At 34.6% G+C, this 18608-nt stretch carries 11 protein-coding genes and 1 pseudogene; 4 read left to right on the plus strand and 8 right to left on the minus strand.

The window, feature by feature from the left end; translation table 11 throughout:
* Window positions 1-2 precede the first annotated feature (2 nt).
* The 4 genes from argC (at window position 3) to IDG64_RS09390 (ending at window position 3814) form a co-directional block, all read left to right on the plus strand.
* Window positions 3-1034, plus strand: coding sequence for an N-acetyl-gamma-glutamyl-phosphate reductase (gene argC / locus IDG64_RS09375; protein WP_000598483.1), 1032 nt, complete (start codon window positions 3-5; stop codon window positions 1032-1034).
* Between the two features lie 11 nt (window positions 1035-1045).
* Window positions 1046-2287 (plus strand): bifunctional glutamate N-acetyltransferase/amino-acid acetyltransferase ArgJ, encoded by a 1242-nt coding sequence (gene argJ, locus IDG64_RS09380; protein ID WP_000682608.1) that lies wholly within the window; start codon window positions 1046-1048, stop codon window positions 2285-2287.
* Window positions 2288-2302: 15 nt separating this feature from the next.
* Window positions 2303-3067, plus strand: coding sequence for an acetylglutamate kinase (gene argB / locus IDG64_RS09385; protein ID WP_000668881.1), 765 nt, complete (start codon window positions 2303-2305; stop codon window positions 3065-3067).
* A gap of 267 nt (window positions 3068-3334) precedes the next feature.
* Window positions 3335-3814, plus strand: coding sequence for a YagU family protein (locus IDG64_RS09390; RefSeq protein WP_001802886.1), 480 nt, complete (start codon window positions 3335-3337; stop codon window positions 3812-3814).
* Window positions 3815-4141: 327 nt separating this feature from the next.
* Here IDG64_RS09390 and ausB read toward each other — a convergent pair whose 3' ends face one another.
* From ausB to IDG64_RS09430, 8 genes and pseudogenes are all read right to left on the minus strand, one after another.
* Window positions 4142-4786 (minus strand): aureusimine biosynthesis 4'-phosphopantetheinyl transferase AusB, encoded by a 645-nt coding sequence (ausB, locus tag IDG64_RS09395; protein ID WP_016169028.1) that lies wholly within the window; start codon window positions 4784-4786, stop codon window positions 4142-4144.
* A 12-nt stretch (window positions 4787-4798) separates the two neighbouring features.
* Entirely contained in the window at window positions 4799-11974 is a 7176-nt protein-coding gene (gene ausA / locus IDG64_RS09400; protein WP_024936840.1) for an aureusimine non-ribosomal peptide synthetase AusA, read from the minus strand.
* A 446-nt stretch (window positions 11975-12420) separates the two neighbouring features.
* A complete protein-coding gene (locus IDG64_RS09405) occupies window positions 12421-13671 on the minus strand; it encodes an MDR family MFS transporter (protein WP_000826862.1) in 1251 nt (416 codons plus the stop codon).
* A gap of 385 nt (window positions 13672-14056) precedes the next feature.
* Complete coding sequence (locus tag IDG64_RS09410; RefSeq protein ID WP_014533149.1) at window positions 14057-15082, minus strand: NAD-dependent formate dehydrogenase; 1026 nt, start codon at window positions 15080-15082, stop codon at window positions 14057-14059.
* A 173-nt stretch (window positions 15083-15255) separates the two neighbouring features.
* Window positions 15256-15615 (minus strand): Na-translocating system protein MpsC family protein, encoded by a 360-nt coding sequence (locus tag IDG64_RS09415; RefSeq protein ID WP_001092004.1) that lies wholly within the window; start codon window positions 15613-15615, stop codon window positions 15256-15258.
* Window positions 15616-15831: 216 nt separating this feature from the next.
* Window positions 15832-16863: pseudogene (locus IDG64_RS09420) on the minus strand (acyl-CoA dehydrogenase).
* Window positions 16864-16875: 12 nt separating this feature from the next.
* Window positions 16876-17637, minus strand: a complete 762-nt coding sequence (locus IDG64_RS09425) for an ABC transporter permease (protein WP_000197961.1) — start codon at window positions 17635-17637, stop codon at window positions 16876-16878.
* The gene (locus IDG64_RS09430) at window positions 17634-18608 is read right to left on the minus strand and encodes an ABC transporter substrate-binding protein (RefSeq protein ID WP_000826671.1); all 975 of its coding nucleotides are present in this window, start codon (window positions 18606-18608) and stop codon (window positions 17634-17636) included. The genes IDG64_RS09425 and IDG64_RS09430 overlap by 4 nt, the downstream gene beginning before the upstream one ends.

Raw genomic sequence — 18608 nt, forward strand, 5'->3', positions numbered from 1 at the left:
TGATGATTAAAGTAGGTATCGTTGGCGGTAGCGGTTATGGCGCAATTGAATTAATTCGATTGTTACAAACACATCCTCATGTAACGATTGCACACATCTACTCACATTCAAAAGTAGATGAACCGTTGAAATTAACATTTCCACATTTACAACATATTATGCAACATTTCGAAGCACTTACAGTGGACAATAATGACTGTGATGTAATTTTCTTTGCGACACCAGCACCCGTAAGTAAAACATGTATCCCTCCCTTAGTAGAAAAAGGTATTCATGTTATCGATTTATCTGGCGCATTTAGAATTAAGAATCGTGAAATATATGAAGCATATTACAAAGAAACTGCTGCAGCACAAGATGATTTGAATCATGCTATTTACAGCATTTCAGAATGGCAATCGTTTGATAACAATGGAACGAAGCTCATTTCTAATCCTGGCTGTTTCCCTACAGCAACATTATTAGCATTACATCCACTTATTAGCGAAAAAATAGTAGATTTGTCATCTATTATTATTGATGCTAAGACCGGCGTGTCAGGTGCTGGTCGTTCATTATCACAACGTGTTCATTTTTCAGAAATGAATGAAAATCTAAGCGCTTATGCAATCGGAAACCATAAACACAAACCGGAAATCGAGCAATATTTATCTATCATTGCGGGTCAAGATGTATCAGTCATATTTACACCACATCTCGTACCAATGACACGAGGTATTTTATCAACAATATATGTCAAATTATCATCTGAATATACGACTGAATCATTACATAAATTAATGACCTCTTATTATGCTAATCAGCCATTTGTCAGAATTAGAGATATTGGGACTTTTCCAACCACAAAAGAAGTACTCGGTAGTAACTACTGCGATATCGGCATCTATGTAGATGAAACAACGCAAACAGCAATTTTAGTATCAGTGATTGATAACCTTGTCAAAGGCGCAAGTGGGCAAGCCATTCAAAATTTAAATATATTATATGATTTTGAAGTGACGACTGGCCTAAATCAATCACCAGTTTATCCATAAGGGGTGTTAGAATGAAACATCAAGAAACGACATCACAACAATATAACTTTTCAATTATTAAACATGGCGATATCAGTACACCTCAAGGCTTCACGGCTGGTGGTATGCACATCGGTTTACGCGCTAACAAAAAAGACTTTGGGTGGATTTACTCATCGTCTTTGGCAAGTGCAGCTGCCGTATATACTTTAAATCAGTTTAAAGCTGCACCACTTATTGTCACTGAAGACACTTTACAAAAGTCTAAAGGAAAATTACAAGCACTTGTTGTTAATTCAGCTAATGCAAATTCTTGTACCGGTCAACAAGGCATAGATGATGCACGACAAACACAAACATGGGTTGCTCAACAACTTCAAATACCATCTGAGCATGTTGCTGTTGCTTCAACTGGGGTCATTGGTGAATATTTGCCTATGGATAAAATTAAGACTGGGACCGAACATATTAAGGATGCTAATTTTGCAACGCCAGGTGCGTTTAACGAGGCAATTTTAACAACTGATACCTGTACAAAACATATCGCTGTATCACTAAAAATCGATGGTAAAACCGTTACAATTGGTGGTAGCGCCAAAGGTTCAGGTATGATTCACCCAAATATGGCTACCATGCTTGCTTTTATAACAACCGATGCATCGATTGAATCGAATACACTTCATCAATTATTAAAATCTTCGACTGACCATACATTTAATATGATTACTGTTGATGGCGATACAAGTACAAATGACATGGTATTAGTCATGGCAAATCACCAAGTTGAACACCAAATACTTAGTCAAGACCATCCACAATGGGAAACATTTGTTGATGCATTCAATTTTGTCTGTACATTTTTAGCTAAAGCTATAGCCAGAGATGGCGAAGGCGCAACAAAGTTAATCAGCGTCAATGTGTCAGGCGCTAAATCAATATCAGATGCAAGAAAAATCGGTAAAACTATCGTAAGTTCAAATCTAGTAAAATCAGCTATTTTTGGCGAAGATGCCAATTTTGGTCGAATCATTACAGCTATTGGCTACAGCGGATGTGAAATTGATCCTAACTGCACATATGTTCAACTGAACCAAATACCTGTCGTTGATAAAGGTATGGCTGTACTATTTGATGAGCAAGCTATGTCGAATACATTAACTCATGAAAATGTCACAATTGACGTTCAGCTTGGTTTAGGTAACGCTGCAGCGACTGCATACGGTTGTGATTTATCCTATGATTATGTGCGTATCAACGCATCATATCGAACATAAGGTGGTGTTGGTTAGATGAAATTTATTGTCATTAAAATTGGTGGCAGTACACTTAGTGACATGCATCCATCAATTATTAACAATATTAAGCATTTACGATTAAACAACATCTACCCTATTATCGTTCATGGCGGTGGCCCATTTATTAATGATGCATTATCAAACCAGCAAATCGAGCCACACTTTGTTAATGGCCTAAGAGTGACTGATAAAGCAACCATGACCATTACTAAACACACGCTCATTGCAGACGTTAACACTGCATTAGTAGCTCAATTTAACCAGCACCAATGTTCTGCGATAGGCTTATGTGGTTTGGATGCTCAATTATTTGAAATTAAACGTTTTGATCAACAATATGGATATGTCGGTGTCCCGACCGCTTTAAATAAGGATGCTTTACAGTATATATGTACTAAATTTGTACCTATCATCAATTCGATTGGTTTCAATAACCATGATGGAGAATTTTACAATATTAATGCTGACACGCTTGCCTATTTTATTGCATCATCATTAAAAGCGCCTATTTATGTATTAAGTAATATTGCAGGTGTACTCATCAATGATGTGGTTATACCTCAATTGCCATTAGTCGATATTCATCAATATATTGAACATGGTGATATTTATGGAGGTATGATTCCCAAAGTGCTAGATGCCAAAAATGCGATTGAAAATGGCTGTCCTAAAGTTATCATTGCATCAGGAAACAAGCCAAATATCATTGAATCTATTTACAATAATGATTTTGTTGGCACAACAATCCTTAATTCATAACTATGAAATTAAGGCCTAACAAGTTTTGACACGCGATGATTCCAGTTCGATTATCCATTGCGCTAAAACATTTATTTACCGTTCATCTCGTTAACAATTTTGAATACAGTACGATACAATATGAGATGTAAAAAACTAATAACCTTTTACAAATTTGTTTATCAAAATATTTTAAGTTTTGCAAAGCTTTTTATTGTGATTATTTTCACAAAATACTATAATGAGGATAGTAAATAGAGAGGAGTCCTTAAGTTGACGAAACGACAAATGGGTATATTCATTTATGCTGGAATTATCGGTGGCTTGTTATCTGGAATTGTAAAATTAGGTTGGGAGGTCATGTTTCCACCTCGCACACCAGAACGTAATGCAACGAACCCACCTCAAGAGTTATTGCAACAATTAGGATTTAGTAGTGAGTTTACGCATCAAACATATACATTTTCAAATATGGAATTGCCTTGGGTAAGCTTTATTGTCCACTTTAGTTTTTCTATCGTCATTGCAATTATTTACTGCATATTAGTTAAAAAATACGCTTACTTAGCAATGGGACAAGGTGCTGTTTTTGGTATTGCTATTTGGGTATTATTCCACCTTATCATTATGCCAATCATGCATACTGTACCTGCTGTGTGGGATCAACCATTCCAAGAGCATCTGTCAGAATTCTTTGGCCATATCGTCTGGATGATGACAATTGAATTAGTGCGACAACATTTTGTCTATCGCTATAAATTAAATTAATACACTGACTAACATTGACGTGAGTTTTAAATCATCGTTTGAGTATGATGATTGATGCTCACGTTATTTTATTAACTGACATGATATGATTCCAGCCAACTTACGTGAGCATTAAAGTCTCAAATGCGTCGCAACAAACTATTATTTTCGGTAATTTCAATATTGCTCAGTATATTTTCACCTTATCACTTACTTTAATCTCGTCATGATTTTGAATGATGCCATCGTGTATTCACCTTTCGTTTTTCCAATAAAAAAACATCTAACAGTAAACATTTAGGCAGTATAGTTTAAAATCACTGCGCAATGATACTGTCAGACGTCATATTAACTACTCAATAACTGAAATACAGACACTTTTTTATAACCCCAGGGTGCCTGTCCTAAGAAACATACCTGTACCATAAACTGATCAAAAATAAATTGTTTGAACTTCACTTCACGTGATTGATAAAAGTGTGATTGTGTCATATCATAAATATCCAATCCTTTGATTAAACCTTCACCAATCAATTTTGTAAAACTTTCTTTTTGTGTCCATATTTGATAAAAATCATTTAAACTACATATTTGATGTGCTTCGTTTGTAGAGAAACACGTCACTAACGTACGCCAGTCTAAACGTTGTGATATCTTTTCGATATCAATACCAACTGGTTCTTTATCGACAACACACACGATATAAGGATAACTATATGATAAGCTCACATAGATGGGCTGTCCATCACGATTGTGTTGAACAATATCTGCCTTACCTCGTGGCGAAATGTGATAATGCCATTCATGTGGTAATAAACCTGTGTCATGTTGAAGTCCATATTGCACTAAAATATCTCCCAATCTGTGCATGAGTTTATCTTGATTGTATCTATAGTTGACTGTACGCGGTTTTTTATATGACCAACGACTTTGTGATATTAATTCTTCAATACTTTTCAAGTTACTCTGTAATTGCATTACAAATACTGTCATAACTTTCCCTACTTACTTATTGAATATTGTTTTGATATATTGTGCCCAATGATACAGCCAATTGTTAGTTATCGTTGGCCATTTTTCACTGATGTGATTCATTATTTTTAATGTTAATGTTGTATCTATCATTGCTAGTTGTTGTTCACGGTCAACACTAGTTAATCCAATCGTTTCGTACATGTCTTGTTTCTGTAAAATTTCATTAAATGATTCATCGCTGACGAGTTCAATTTCTTTGCGCTTAACGCATTCTAACAAAGATTTCACCGGCATTTTATTAGGTGATAGCACATGGTAAATGATTTGTGGTGTGTTGACCTGTGCTAATGCGACAATTTGTCTTGCAGTCGTATCCACAAAAGAAAAATCTACAGGCATTTCAGCCATGCTAACCCCGATACAATCCAGTTGTAACAAATCATTCATTACCATTGAAAAACGGTTAGTCTTTATATTTCTCATATGCCATCTTCCATTGTAAGGATTCGTCAAATTACCAACACGTACAATCCGACCATCTAAGCCATTATTTACAGCTTCTAATACTTTTAATTCACTATAAAATTTGCTCCGTGTATATGGTGATGTTAGTAGTTGCCCTTTATAGACATCCGCTTCTGAAAATGTCACATCTTCTGTGTCTATATCAAAATAAGTTCCCACACTTATCGTAGACACATATATTAACCTTGCATGATGTTGTTGTGCCAAACGTATGACATCAACAGTACCTTGAACATTTACTTTTTCAAATTCATCATCATCACCAAAGTGATCTGTACGAGCACCTGCATGAATAATCGTATCCATGTTTTCTGGTAAAACAACATCATCCATACACTCGAAATCACCAACAATGACTTCAATGTTTGATAACATTATTTCAACCGTCTCTTCTGAAAAATAATCATTTAAATTCGTCATCAACTTATACCATGCTATTTCCTCATTATCAGCACGTATGAAACAATAAATGCGATGACTGTATCCTTGTAGTGCTTCAATCAGATAAGCACCTAAAAACCCTGTCGCGCCAGTCAATAGTGTATTTCCTATAGGTCGATGACTTAGACTATCCTCTAAAATACCCAAGTTATAACGAGACATAACAATCTTTTGTAATTCCGAAAGATTATCCGGTAATGCAACTAATGATTGTTGATTTTGGTGCATATAATTAACAATCTGTCGCACGGTTTTATATTGGTATAATGTCTGCATTGAAATATGATGGCCAAATCGTTTTAAATGCGAGACAACTAACATCGCCTCTAATGAGTTACCACCAAGTTCAAAGAAATCATCGTCAACACCGACATCATTTTGTTTCAATACCTCTCCAAATACATCAACAAATGTCTGCTCAATTTCATTAGAGGGTTCGCTATACACTTTATTAGACTGTTGTATAGGTGATGGATTTGGCAAACGCGTAGTATCCACCTTGTCATTCGTGGTTAATGGCATACAATCGATATGCGTTATAGTCTTAGGAATCATATACTTAGGCAGCTGATCATTTAAATATTGCTTCAAATCCTGCTCCACTTGTTGCTCTCCGACATAATAAGCATTCAATATATCATGCGTATCAAAGTGACTTACTGTTACAACACAATCAGATATACCACGAATAGCTAATATTACATTTTCAATTTCATCAAGTTCAATACGGTACCCGTTAACTTTCACTTGTTTATCTATTCTTCCTAAAAATTCAATTTGACCATCAGATGTATAACGTGCTAAATCACCACTATGATACAACTTTCCTTTACCAAATGGATTATTTTGCCATTTATCAGCCATTAATTCTGGACGGTTAATATATCCTATCGCTAAACTATCACCTGCAATACACAACTCGCCTGGCATACCAATACCGCATAACAAACCATCTGACATAATATACACTTGGATGTTAGATAAGGGTTTGCCAATTGGAATCGTCTCAGGTATCAAATCACCACAATGATGTGACCAAAACGATGTGATGACTGTTGACTCAGATGGTCCATAGGCATTGAAATACGTGCCACAATGCTTCTCAATATATTTAACAAAGGATGCCGTACTAGTTGCCCCGCCTGTAATCAACTTTTCAATATAAAAGTCTTCCATAATACTACACATCTGTAACGGAATCGACGCAACCGTCACACGATGCTTATTAATGAGTTGTTGTAACTGTTCTGGATTAACACGTTCCTCTCTATCTGGAATCACAAGCGTATGACCATTTAACAAACAACAATAAATCTCCATAACTGATGCATCAAAAACAATATTTGCATGTTGCAAAAATACTTCATTGTCGCCTAATTGCAATTCAGTTGACCATGCATGCACTAAATTCAACAAATTTCGTTGTCGTATGGCAACCCCTTTAGGCATCCCGGTCGTACCAGATGTGTAAATAGCATACATCTCATTATCTAACATCGCTGTGTTTTCAAGTTGATTGCCATGTAAATCATCATATTGTTCATTTTCCTTTGATTCAACAAAGCCTTTAGCATTTTCCAATTGAATGACTGGTAATGTCGTTTCAATTTCAACGCCGTAAGACATGACTGCAGTTACTTTAGCATCCTCCAAAATTGCGCCTTGTCGCTTTTTCGGAAAATCAATATCGATAGGTATATAAGATGCACCTACTTTAACTGTCGCCAACATCGCCGCAATCATTTCAAAACTACGTTCTGTAAACAAGGCAACCCGTTGACCATTGCCCACACCATTTGATAGAAGCATGTGCGCAATGGCATCCACATAGTTGCGTAATGTTTCATACGTCATTGTCAAATCATTCATGACTAGCGCAACATGATTACCTTGTCGTGAGACAGCTTCATTAAAGTAACTTATGATAGATTTATTTCCCGGGACATTAAGCATTCGATCGTTAACATGCGTATTGACCCAATTTAGAAGTTCCTCCGTGCCGTTTGGTATATCACAAATTTGTAGTGTATCTTGATGCTTCAAAATATAATCAATCATAATCATACATTGATTACCCATGTGACGAACTGTTTCTGAGTGATATAAATCGGTATTATACTCGATATTGATTATATAGTCATCGCGATCTTCTTCAATGATGAAAGATAAATCAAATTTCGCCGTCACTGATTTGGGTTGAATGTGTGTTAATTTACTATGCCCAAAATGAGCATGATTCGTTTCATTGTTTTGTAGTACTAACATGACATCAAATAATGGATTCCGTGAGGCATCATGTGATTGATCTAAGTCATTTACTAAACATTCGAATGGGTATTCTTGATGCTCGTATGCCTCCAAACTCATTTCCTTAACCTCTTGTAAAAACTGTGTCCACATTTTATCAGGTGACGGTTGCCCTCTATATACCAACGTATTAGCAAACATGCCTAGCATTTGCTCCGTGCCTTTATGCATACGCGCACTCATCACACTACCGACAACAACATCATCTTTTCGAGCATATCTGCTTAACAACGTCATAACCACACTCATAAAGAACATAAAATCAGTAATTTGATGCTTTTCTACATACTTTTGAAGTAGCTGTCTCATTTGTTGATTCATTGTAAATGTCATCATTGCTCCATTTGTCGTTTTAATATTTGGTCTAACATAGTCTGTCGGTAAGCTTAAAATAGGTACTTCATCTTTGAATTGAGATAACCAATATTGTCTATGTTTCGTCATATCACGATGCGACATCCACTCACTATAGTCTTTATATTGCAATTTAAGTGGTAACAATAATTTATGTTGATAAAGTGCGTTAAGATCATTCATTAATTGTATATTACTCATACCGTCATTAATGATATGATGTGTATCTATAAACAGGTATGCATGTAAGGGACTTCTAATGTATCTCACTCTAATTTGACTTGGCTTTTCCAAATTAAAAGGTGCCACAAATTGGCGCATGATTTCTTGTTCATCCGTAAAATGCGTGTTAACTTCTTCAAAGTCAGCTACAACATCTGCCACAATACGTTGTCGAACCTCATCATCTACAACAATATATTGTGTTCGTAGAATCTCATGTCGCGCTATCAAATGCTGAACTGCTTGTTGCAATTGAGCTACATTAAGTCCTGATGATAACCGCCATAAAAAAGGTACGTTATACACCGTATCTTTATGGTTTGATTTCCATAATAAATACATACGCTTTTGTGCAGAGCTCAGCACATAATCATCTTTAACTATAGCTTCTGGAATCACTTCATAGTTTTGTTCTTGAACCTTAGCAATCGCTTGTGCTAGTTCAAATACAGTTGGCTTTTGTAATAAATCACCAATTTGTAATCGTTTCCCAGTAGATGCCTCTATCCGATTCACCACTAACGTTGCTTTTAATGAATGGCCACCTAATTCAAAGAAATTATCATGAATACCTACTTGATTCACATGTAAAATATCTGCAAAAATTTGGCATAGCAAGTGTTCGGTATCTGTACTCGGTGCTACATAGGCATCCGTATCGACATAGTCCATGATAGGCAATGCCTTCTTATCTAATTTCCCATTAATAGTAATAGGAATTTGCTCAATATGCATAAAATTAACTGGTATCATGTACTCCGGTAAGGTCATACGTAATTGTGATTTAATCTTATTATGTGATAATGTATGCATCGCTTCATAATAAGCAACGATATACTGATCTTGATTATGATTTTGAACAATAACAACAGCTTTATTAATACCTTGTATACGCTCGAGCGCATGCTCAATCTCTGACAATTCAATCCTAAACCCTCGAATCTTAACTTGTTTGTCCTTTCGATATAAATAATCTATGTTGCCATCGGGTAACAGACGAACGATATCACCACTTCTATACATCAGCTGATTTATATTTGAATCTTTGATAAATTTATCTGCTGTTAATTCTGGCTGATTTAAATAACCTGCAGCTAACCCAAAGCCACTTGTACATAATTCTCCAGGAATACCAACACCACATCGACGCTCGCCTTGCATGATATAAACATGAGTACCAAGAATTGGTTTACCAATAGGAATACGATTTGGAACTTTGTTAGGTATATTATACGTCGTTGTAAATGTTGTATTTTCAGTTGGTCCATAACCATTAATAATTTGAGGATGCTTCGATCTTTGATTAAGCAAATCCACCCACTTAGCATTCAATACTTCTCCACCAATTAATAAATACTTTAACGGTACCAATACTTCTATTCGTTCACTAGCAATCTGATTAAATAATGAGGAGGTTAACCACATAGTATTAACGTCATTTTCATTGATCAATTGTTCTAACGCTATTGGATTTAATAATTGTTCTTTTTTAGCAACAATCAGTTTTCCACCATTGAGCAATGCACCATATATTTCAAATGTTGCAGCATCAAAGGCTATAGTTCCTGATAACAAAATCGTCGTCTTTTCATTTAATGGTACATAATGATTTTGATGGACCAAGCGAACAATACCTCGGTGTGGAATTAGTGTCCCTTTAGGGTTACCAGTTGTCCCCGACGTGTAAATAACATACGCATGATCTTCTAACGTGTTACATTTAGAAAGATTATCAATATTTTTCCACGCTATCTTGTTCAAATCAATGTGATTAATATTTTGTTTACCATTTTCACATAAAGCTTGGTACGTTATTACAACTTTAGGCGTTGCATCTTTTAAAATGTACTCCTGACGATCACTTGGATAGTTCGTATCAATTGGCACGTAAGCCCCACCAGCTTTCAACACACCTATCATCGCTATTATCATCTCAATACTTTTTTCAGCAATGACAGCGACACGATCATTAGGTTCAACACCGTACTGGTTTCTCAAACGGTGTGCTAAATCATTCGCGCGTGCATTCAATGTTTGATATGTTATAAACACTCCGTCAAATTGCACAGCGACATGATTCGGCGTTGCTTCAACTTGTTGCTCAAATAAGGTAACAACTGTTTGCGCATCATCTATTTCAGGCAAACTTAAATTGATATCGTCATATAATTGAATATCACGCTCTGTCATCAAATTAAGTTCATCTACAGTTGTTCGTTTATTTCCATTTTCTTCAGTGATTTGCAAATAAATATTACGAACTAAGTCACTTAGCGTCTCGATTGAGAGCAAATCATATGCTGCACTGTTATATATAATTTTGAACCCGTGTTGATGTGGAAAAATTTCAATATCCGCTAAAGATGTATGTGCATCATGTATTTGATGTACATCCTCAATAACATCATTACAACAAGACATCATATGATGATAACAATGAAAAATAGTCTCTAATGAAAGCGAAGACTTCGCGCACTGTAATTGCGACATATTTTGCAACACACATTTGTTAAAATCTGTTGTAAAACGTTGACATACATCTTTTGCATCGATTGTTAACGTTAATGGCACAATATTTCCGTGTAAATCATTTGGTAAATGTGATGGTACATGTATACCTAATGTGACATCATGTTGTTGACTCATTATATGATTAGCTAAATACATACTAACAGCCAACGATGCCATATCTATTGATGTCATATCATCAATCAAATACGTTTGATATAAAGCTTGCTCAAATGGATGCTTAATTGGTAAATAACTATCAATATGGATGTCAGAGTTATTCTCTAACCGAAAATAGTTTGAGTCTAATGCTATATGCGATGCATCTTGATTGTGCTTATCATCATTTCTATTTAAATGTGCATGCTGTCGAGTATTGTTAATAACAGTATTGCCACGATATGCATTGCATAAATCATCAATGAAAATATCAATTTGACTATCATCGAAAATGGACACATGAAAATCTAATATTATATATGCAGCATCAGCGAACTGAAACAATTTAAATTTGAATAAAGGTGAATCATTAAAATGGTAAGTACTTAATTCTTGCTTAAAAAAAGCTTCTAAATCATAGTTTACGGAAGAAGATGGAACTTGTTTTATCTCAATAAAAGGCAGAAATTCATGAAGTATCATTGTTAAATTGTCATCGGTAGTAACATCAAAAAAATGTCTTATAGATGCATGTTGTTGCACAATTGTCGATAATGCATACATCATTTTAGTAGCTTCAACATTTTTAGCGAGTTTAACCCAATACGCATTACGGTGTGTCGTTGATTCTGTATTATTTTTGTATATACGAAAATATTCCTGTTGAAATCTCAAATTACCCATAATCATAAAAAGTCCTTCTTTCATATCATAATACTCATTACTTACTGAAATTGCATGATGAAATGATAACCGACGAAATGTTAATTAACTCGTTATGTAATGATTAATATAAAACACCATTCGCAACATATGAGCGATATATTCTACCCTAAAATACATCTTGTATCATCGTTACAATTGGTATATTTTTCAATGTAAATTACATACATCTTCGATAAATAGCACACTACAACTCGTTAATCACTTTCTCTTGTTCATATCTCATTGCAAATTCAATATTGTTGTTACAAAATATCCATGAAGCAAGTTTATATTAAACAAACAACTCGCATAAAACAATTGTTATCCTTAAATTTTAACAAATTCTTAATAAATTTATCTCTATTTTAATTACGACCAAATTAATAGGTTTTCAATATAAAAAGATGCATAAAATAAATATTTAAATAAATTCAATTTGTATTCACTTGTTTTTGTCCCCCGAATACACCAGCAACAAGCATGCTAGCACCAATTGTTAAAACGATAAACATATACAGTCCCATTTGTAATGACGTTAAGAAAACACCCAACACAATCCCTAACCTAGCTAGTGTTTCTGAAAAATGAATACCTAATGCATTAACTGCACTATATGTTCCTCTTTTAGCTTTAGGAATAATTTTAAAGCGTTGTTCTGAAACTATAGGCGAATAAATAATCTCACCTACAGTCGCAATTATCATAAAAACAACTAATAAGCCAAACTGATTAAGATAGGTTAGACCACTATAGCCAACAATATAAATCAGCAAACCAGTGATTAAAGCTTTTTTAAAATCTATTTTCAATACAACTTTCGAGATTGAATACGTGAGTAAAATGACGACGACCGTATTAATCATTAGCAAGATTGCTAACATCTTAGCACCTGTAATATCATATGAACCTATACTTATTGTTTCAAACTGATCCTTTAGTCTAATAGCAATATATGAGGAGATTGAAAATTCACCCATCATGATGATACTGAACCCCGAAATCAATAACATATAATTACGGTCTTTCAAAACTAATTTATAACTGCGAAATATATTCATTATTTGTAATTTTTGATAACGACTTGCATGCCTCTTGTCATCACTTTGCTTTACTTGATTTCGGTCTTGAGGTAACCAAATATATAAAATAAAGAGTACAATTAAAAATATACAAGCTGCTATTAAGAAAAGTAGTAACATACTGTAGCCATACATCAAGCCACCTAACAATGCCCCAATAGCTACCGATAAGTTCGTCATCCAATAGCTAATCTTGTAAATATAATGTTCCACGTCTTCGGTAATTGCATCCATAATTAATGTGTCCATAACTGGAAATTGTAATCCCCAAACGATTGTAAATATGGCATATGCAACACAAAAACCAATAATTTGCCACAATTGATGTGACCCAAATACGCCCATGAACACAAGCATTATCACCATCGTCGCTTGATAAATAAGTACTAGCAACTTTTTCGGAAAAATCTCAATAAGGTAACCAGATATAATGGACAATGGAAATTTTAGAACCACTAAACCAACAAGATATATACCGACAATTGATTGACTTAACATATCTGTTAAATATAGTGCTATAAACGGTATAAATGCTGTCGTAATAATTAGCTGTAAAAAATTGCTAATCAATCGTACTTTCAAAGTCGTACTTAAGCGTTTCATTAATAACTACACCCCTATCCACATATATACACACTACCATTTATATAAAATCTATTATTAGATTATACGTTGAAACAAAGAATTTTTAGTTATACAAAGTTATTTAACAAACAAATGCATCGATTTTACAATGCATCTTGCATATAATGCCTCAAAAAAATTAGCACTATATGACTATATATTATTCCAAATGAATGAAATTTATCAATAATTGCGTAAGTGAACACATATGTGCGTAAATGTTAAATCATTGTCCTAACATAGCCGTGACTATACTTAGATGTAATCATAAAAAAACTACTGCCATCTTTACAACAGCAGTAGTGCTTATATGATTCATTTATATAAAATTGAAAGCGTTAATCGCTAGCCCAGCATCCTTATTCTATTTAGCTGTATAACTTTTACTAGCAATACGACCACTTGCAACAATAATATCTTTATCTTGGAAAGGTTCATGATTGAAGAAACGCTCTAAAATATCTTTAACTCCATCTTCAATGCGTTTTTGTGCTTCTAAAGTCATACCTGAATAGTGAACCGTCATAGCATTTCTAGGCATTGTTCTCCATGGATGATCAGCAGGTGCAGGTTGTGGATACCAAACATCACCAGCATATCCTTGTAAATGCTCGGATGCTAACGCTTCAACTAACGCATCGCGATTTACAATTTTACCACGTGCAGTATTCACTAAATAACTGTGTTTTTTCATACGACTTAAAACATCTTTATCAAATAAGTTATCAGTTTCTGGTGTTAATGGTGCATGAATTGTAATCGCATCACTTGATGAAACAAGTTCATCAAAGCTTACAAATTTAGACAATTTATGGTCTTGTTGATTGATTGGATCATAGTGTTGTAATGTTACATTAAATGGCGCTAATCTTTCAGCAACAAGTTGTCCAATTCGACCAAATCCAAAAATACCAATTGTTTTGTGTTGTAATTCATGCGCATGATTACCTACTTGAGACAAGTTCCATTCACCTTCTACTGATTGACGATGACCTTCTTCATAGTTTCTAAGAAGTATTAATAAATCCATAACCGCATGTTCTGCCACACTAACTGTATTACTTCCTGTAACTTCAACGACACCAATATTGTGTTCACTTGCTGCCGCTAAATCTACATGGTCAGATCCTACACCTGCTGTAATTGCTAATTTCAAGTTCGGTGCTTTTTCAATACGTTCACGAGTCATATATGCAGGATAAAATGGCGCACTAATAATCACATCCATATCTGGTAAATGTTTATCTAAGTCTTCACCATTATCTGCTAATATAATGAACTCATGTCCTCTTTCCTCTAAAAATGTTTTTAATCCTAATGCTTTTTTAGTATTAAGTAATTGATTTTCTTGACCTTCTACTGCTTCTGGAAATAATGCTACGATTTTCATATCCATCTCTCCTAAATGATAAATTTTGACTTCCTTAAAGTACGTGTTGCATGTTGCTTGTTTTAAAAATATGACAAAAAAAACGGCACCGTTTGACATACCACCCCCTTGAATTATTGTTAAATTCAAAGCGAAGTTAGCAAACAGCACCGTGTACCTTACACCAGCAACACTTATTCTATTGACTTATCGAAAACAAATATTGAAATGACTTCATCATCATTCAAATCAATATCTGTAAATAATTTTACAAACTTAGCGCCTACAAGACTTTCCATCTCATTTACATCTATTTCTTTATACATCTGTTTAATCTTCTCTGTGCGTGTATAATGGAGCATTGATTCATTGCGTTTGTCGTTTAGGTAAAAACTCTCAACTTTACTCAAAACACCTGTCATATGTGCAATCGCCCAATTATCTTTAAACGACACTCGAATACTATTGGGTCCTTTACCCACGTATTCTTTACGATAAGATCTTACTAGATTCGAGAATTGTTGTTCTTTAGTATGCGTATCTATAGTATTCACCTTCTTTAAAATAAGAAGTTCATTAATTGTTCACATTTTTATTATACACCTTATTAACACTTTTTCAATGATAACGATTATTATTATTACGAAATGTATATTTTCCTAGTTAAAAGGATATAACAAATTAACAGAAAATGTTTATAAACTAAGATTTATATTATTTTAAAAAATGTTTCAACAAACGCATCTAAACAAAAAATCAGCTTATCACACTTACCCCTTCAACTCTGCTTCAAGTTTACCTAAATGTCTTAATGTCGGCGTTAATGCTGCGAAGAAGAATCCTTCTTTTAACTTGCGAACTTGTGGCGAATATGGTGTGTACGCTCTTGAACCACCATTGACGACAGAAGCTTGATTTACATCTAACAATAAATAGCCGATGTCCTTCTTCAATGATATTAATTCACTTAAATGTGAAGTTAAGTTACCGTCATCTAATATTGCATAATATTCCTCTCTAAGTTGACGATAACGTTTTTTAAAAGCTTCAACATCATACTCTAAATATTGATTTATTCCGTTTTGCGCATTTGAAAATGCATCAATTAACTCTAAAGAACTTTTAATTGAGCCTAATCCTATTGGAATTTGGTAAGCAATAAATTGCGGGCGAATAGTTGCCGCAAACTGCTTCGCATCATGCGTGATGATTTGTGATTGTGGCACTACGACTTGATTCAATGTGATTTGATACGTTGCTGACCCGTTGACCCCTAAAAAATTTGTTTTTTCAACGAGAGTGATACCATCTTGATTGGCACGTAGAATGAACATGACAAATTCATCTGATGATTCATGTTTCGAAATCGCACCAAAATAATGGTCTTCTTGAATATTACTTACAGCTGGCATACGTCCACTGACAACCAATTGTCCATCAACATAAGTGTGTTCAAGGTTCAACTTTTCTAAATCATTAAATGACTTCATCGGATTAGACAATCCGGTAGCACCTAATATTTCTCCAGATAACAATTGCTGTTGTAAGTCATTATTTAAATGTGGCTGCGTGGCATTTTCTAAATACGTTGAAAAAGCTAATTGTCACCATAAACAAAATCCTGTTGTCAAACAAGACTGCGATACAGCTTCGATTACTTCAGCATTTTTTCTCAATGCCGCCTCACCGAAATAACCATCTACAAATAATTGTTGAATAAATGTTCTCGGATAATACGTCCCTTCATCAACTTCTACTAAATGAGGATCTAATTGTTCTTTGATAAGCGTTTCTAAAGTCATCATCATCTCTCCTTATTCACCAAATCTTCTAAGTATAAACTGCTCAATATAACTAATGAATCGATCAATAATAAAACCAAATAATCCGATAAAGAATATTGCTGCTAAAACATCTTCTAAGTTCAACATATTTCGTGCATCAACGATTAAAAAACCTAATCCCGATTGTGCACCAATCATTTCACCAGAAACTAAAAATATCCAACTTGTTCCTACCGCCATATGTATCCCAGCCATGATTTGTTTAAATGCCCCGGGAAATAATATATTGCGATACAATGACCACCCAGTTAAATTTAAATTTGCCGCTATTTTTAAATATTGAGGTTCAATGTCTCTAACGCCTTTAATAGTATTGAACACAATTGGGAAAAAAGCAGCGATAAAAATAATCGCAATCGCTGGCAAACTACCAATACCAAACCATAGAACAACAAATGGTGCCCATGCTATCGGAGATATCGGTCTAATCAATTGAAATAGCGGTTCGATAGCGTTGTATAGCCAACGATTCCTTCCAAGCAAGAAGCCCAATGGAATAGCAACCAACAATGCGACAACAAAGCCCGCTACAAATCTCCATAAACTAATTGCTAAATGTTGGAAAATTTCTCCAGTAACAATGAAAGTCCATATACTTTTTCCTACAAGAGCAGGACCAGGTAACAATACAGGTTGGTAATGCCCAATAATAATGACCATTTCCCAAATGCCTAAGAAAATAATAAATGTGATAATAGGTAATATAAATTTGTTATTTGTGGGACGTGTCATGAACGCGATGCCTCCTTATACAATGACGGTTCAACAAAGTCATCATATGCAGGTGGATTAAACAAATGATGTTGTTTTACCAATGTCGTAATTTCTTGATAGCCGGATGGCTTAATTGTTAAATCACCATAGGATGTCCATGCCGCTGACTGTGTTAAAACGTCACGACTTTGTTTAAAATGATGCGTCATAATGTCTACACTTTGCTTGCGATCATTCATTTTAAAGCCAGACTTTTTATAATCTTGTACAAATGCTTGCGCTACATCCTTGTGTTGATCAAGCAATTCTCCTCTCAGTACTAGCACACAGCAATACGCATCAGGTATAACGTCATCACCATGTTTCAAAGTCTTACCTTTGCCTAACTTTTCACCCAGTGCACCGAATGGTTCGGCTACAGAATACCCTGTAATTCTGTGTTCACTCAATGCGGCTGGCATTTCTGCTGGCGACATTTCATGATAGCTAAAATGCCCCGGTTTAATCTTTAATTGTTTACGTAATTCCTCAAGTAAAAGATAATGTGTTGAATAACGATGTGGTATACCAAAATGGTAATCATCGCCATTATTATTAAATTCATTTAAGTGCATACCTTTTTGTCCCATAATGACATTGCCTTCATGATGGCCCAATGCCACAGCCTTTATATTTGAGCCCTTCTGTTTTGATTTCATCGCTAGCTCTATTAAAGTTGATGCACCATCAATACGACCACTGTTTAATGCGTCCATTAAATCTGGCCAATTATTGAATTTAACTAATTCTAGTTTATATTTCGGATGATTGTATTGTGATAATAATTTTTTAGTCATCATCAAATTAGCTGAATGTGTAATCGGCAAATATCCAATTTTAATCACTTGCTGATTTTGGGCATTTTTAGACGGTTCTTTAGACGTCCTTTGCCAATCACATCCTGTAATTATAAAGATTCCAATGATGACGATTATGCTTAACCTTTTCAT

The sequence above is a fragment of the Staphylococcus sp. EG-SA-15 genome (assembly GCF_017151895.1).
Classification (GTDB): Bacteria; Bacillota; Bacilli; order Staphylococcales; family Staphylococcaceae; genus Staphylococcus; species Staphylococcus aureus.

Coding starts and splice junctions, on each gene's coding strand:
- argC (WP_000598483.1), top strand. CDS start 3: ATGATTAAAGTAGGTATCGTTGGCGGTAGCGGTTATGGCGCAATTGAA.
- argJ (WP_000682608.1), top strand. CDS start 1,046: ATGAAACATCAAGAAACGACATCACAACAATATAACTTTTCAATTATT.
- argB (WP_000668881.1), top strand. CDS start 2,303: ATGAAATTTATTGTCATTAAAATTGGTGGCAGTACACTTAGTGACATG.
- IDG64_RS09390 (WP_001802886.1), top strand. CDS start 3,335: ATGGGTATATTCATTTATGCTGGAATTATCGGTGGCTTGTTATCTGGA.
- ausB (WP_016169028.1), bottom strand. CDS start 4,786: ATGACAGTATTTGTAATGCAATTACAGAGTAACTTGAAAAGTATTGAA.
- ausA (WP_024936840.1), bottom strand. CDS start 11,974: ATGATTATGGGTAATTTGAGATTTCAACAGGAATATTTTCGTATATAC.
- IDG64_RS09405 (WP_000826862.1), bottom strand. CDS start 13,671: ATGAAACGCTTAAGTACGACTTTGAAAGTACGATTGATTAGCAATTTT.
- IDG64_RS09410 (WP_014533149.1), bottom strand. CDS start 15,082: ATGAAAATCGTAGCATTATTTCCAGAAGCAGTAGAAGGTCAAGAAAAT.
- IDG64_RS09425 (WP_000197961.1), bottom strand. CDS start 17,637: ATGACACGTCCCACAAATAACAAATTTATATTACCTATTATCACATTT.
- IDG64_RS09430 (WP_000826671.1), bottom strand. CDS start 18,608: ATGAAAAGGTTAAGCATAATCGTCATCATTGGAATCTTTATAATTACA.